Annotated in this window: 3 protein-coding genes; 1 reads left to right on the forward strand and 2 read right to left on the reverse strand. The window is 69.1% G+C overall.

Translation table 11 applies throughout. From position 1 onward, the window contains the following. Window positions 1–283 precede the first annotated feature (283 nt). Entirely contained in the window at window positions 284–1,150 is an 867-nt protein-coding gene (locus RI841_RS15855) for an SDR family oxidoreductase (protein WP_310706598.1), read from the forward strand. Between the two features lie 33 nt (window positions 1,151–1,183). On the opposite strand, the gene RI841_RS15860 is transcribed toward RI841_RS15855, so the two are convergent. Together RI841_RS15860 and RI841_RS15865 are read right to left on the reverse strand one after the other, a co-directional pair. Continuing rightward, window positions 1,184–2,152 carry a DUF523 and DUF1722 domain-containing protein gene (locus tag RI841_RS15860; RefSeq protein ID WP_310706599.1) on the reverse strand — a complete coding sequence of 323 codons (969 nt, stop codon included), beginning with the start codon at window positions 2,150–2,152 and terminating at the stop codon, window positions 1,184–1,186. Window positions 2,153–2,261: 109 nt separating this feature from the next. Then, window positions 2,262–2,732 carry a GFA family protein gene (locus RI841_RS15865; RefSeq protein WP_310706601.1) on the reverse strand — a complete coding sequence of 157 codons (471 nt, stop codon included), beginning with the start codon at window positions 2,730–2,732 and terminating at the stop codon, window positions 2,262–2,264. Window positions 2,733–2,748 lie beyond the last annotated feature (16 nt).

Below are 2,748 nucleotides of genomic sequence, written 5' to 3' on the forward strand. Positions count from 1 at the left end.
CGGCAAGCCCGGGATGCGCCTCGGCCCAGGGAAGCCGGCGATACTGGAACGGCAGGGGACGCCACAGCGGCTGCCACTCGGCCAGCAGTGCGGTCAGTCGCGCGAAGCGGTCGGCATGGGAGAGGGTATCGGGCATGGCGGATCGGTCTCGGAACAGGGTCGCATTGTAGGGGCTTCGCGGCCGGCTTGCATGGCCGGACGCCAGGCGACAGAGTGCGGAGGTGCACTCTCCGGGCCCCCGGGGCACCGGACTTCGACCTTCCCTCTGCCTGGAGCCTCGCCGATGCCCGTCTCTCCCGATGCCTCACCCCGCAGCGTGCTGGTCACCGGCTGCTCCAGCGGTATCGGCCACGCCGCCGCCCACGCCCTGGAACGCCGCGGCTGGCGCGTGTTCGCCACCGCCCGACGCGAGGAGGACCTGGCCGGGCTGCGGGATGCGGGCCTGGAAGCCGTGTCGCTGGAACTGGACGACAGCGCCTCGATCGAGGCCTGCGTCGCGACCGTGCTGGAGGCGACCGGCGGGCGACTCGATGCGCTGTTCAACAATGCCGCCTATGGCCAGCCCGGCGCCGTGGAAGACCTCGGCCGCGAGGTGCTGCGTGCCCAGCTGGAGACCAACCTGCTCGGCACCCATGAGCTCACCTGCCGGGCACTCCCGGCGATGCGCCGCCAGGGCCACGGGCGCATCGTGCAGAACAGCTCGGTGCTGGGCCTGGCTGCCCTGCCCTACCGTGGCGCCTATGTCTGCTCCAAGTTCGCCCTGGAGGGACTGACCGACACCCTGCGCCTGGAGCTCAACGGCACCGGCATCCATGTCAGCCTGATCGAGCCGGGGCCCATCACCAGCCGCTTTCGCGAGAACGCCTACCGTGCCTTCAAGGCACATATCGACACCGCCCACAGCGCCCATGCCGATACCTACCGGGCCGTCGAGGCCCGACTGGCCGGCGACGACGGCGGCGGACGCTTCACCCTGGGCGCCGCGGCCGTGGTCGACAAACTGGTGCACGCCCTGGAGAGCCCGCGCCCGAAGGCGCGCTACTACGTGACCGTGCCGACCCACCTGTTCGGCACCCTCAAGCGCCTGCTCGGTACCCGGGCCCTGGACCGGGTGCTGCTGCGCTCGACCCGCGGTGAGCGCCAGCCCTGATTGAGGAAGCAGCTCCGAGGGCCGGGAACACCGTCAGATGGTATTGCGCAGCCCCAGCTCGTAGGGGTGCGGGTCCAGGTAGGTCTGCTCGCGGATATAATCCGAGCCGTGACGCTTCACGTAGTGGTTGAGCAGGCGGATCGGCACCACCAGGTGCACGCGCCCCAGGCGATAGTCCTCGATGGCCGCCAGCAGGTCCTGTCGGGTCTCGCCATCCACGGCTTCCTTGAGATAGCCCAGCACGTGCATCAGCGCGTTGGTGTGGGTCTTGCGGGTCGCCGGACGGCTCAGCGCGGCCATGAAACGCTGCAGGTAGTGGGCCATGGATTCCTCCAGCGCTACCTTGCTCGACTCGGCCAGGTAACGCCCCAGTTCACGGTAGGCCTCCACGTGATGTGCCATCAGCAGATACTTCTGCCGGCTGTGGAACTGCAGCAGGGCGTGATAGCTGGGGGCAGCCTCCACCCGGCGTTTCCAGTCGTCGAAGGCATAGACCCGGGTAATGAAGTTCTCGCGCAGCACCGGGTCGTTCATGCGCGCCTCCTCTTCCAGCGGCAGCTCCGGGAAGTGGCGTCGCAGGGTGCGCACGAAGACACCCGAGTCGGCATGGCTGGGCATGCCGTTGGGATGATAGACCTTGACCCGCTCCAGTCCGCAGCTCGGCGACCCCTTCATCAGGATGAAGCCGCGCAGGTGACGGTGGCGGGCGGCAAAGTCTGCGCTGACCTCGGCCAGCCGCTCGGTGACGTCGAGGCTCGGATCCCGGGTGCCCTGCACGCGGGGCTCCTCGCCCTGCAGCCCGACCAGACGGATGGGGTCACGGGGCACGCCGAGGCCGGCCTCGAGCTCGGGGCAGAAGGGCTCGAAGGCGAAACGGTCCTGGAGGACCTCCAGGCAGTAGCGGGAGCGCTTGTGCCCGCCGTTGTAGCGCACCTGCTCGCCCATCAGGCAGGCGCTGATGCCCACCGGAATCCCTGCGCTGCTTGCCGCCTGTTCCGTCATTATCGCGCTCCTCCGCTCACCGTGCGTCGCTTGCCGGGCACCTCCTCCCGGCACGCCCTTCGGGCAGCGTCATTGTGGCACAGCCATACCGTGCTGCCAGTCCCGGCAGCTAGCGTTCCAGTCCCAGGCGCCGGTGCCACTCGGCGAGGCTCTCCTCGGGGTAGCCGGCGAAGCACCGGTCGCTGTCGCGAGCCTCGATCTCCACCCATGAGGCCTTGCTGTCGAGCAGCAGGTGGACCCGCTCGGGCGGGACCGGCAGCTCGCTGTCGATGGCCGAGGCGAAGGGATGCACCAGCTCGGGCCAGCCGGGGTCGAAGACCCACAGCGCGCTGGCACAGCGGCCGCAGAAGTGACGCTCGCCCGAGCTCTCCTCGCCGTCGATCACGGCATGGTAGACCCGCTTGTGCTCCGCGCCCTCCACCGCGAGGGTCTCGGCACGGGCCCCCAGGTTGATGGCATAGCCGCCACCGCCGGCGGTCTTGCGACAGATCGAGCAGTAGCAGCGCTGATAGGGATAGGGATGGGGGGAGTCGACGCGAAAGTGCACCGCGCCACAGTGGCAGGAACCTTCGAGCAGCATGACGATACCTCGCTGG

This window comes from Halomonas sp. (assembly GCF_031581305.1).
Taxonomy (GTDB): domain Bacteria; phylum Pseudomonadota; class Gammaproteobacteria; order Pseudomonadales; family Halomonadaceae; genus Halomonas.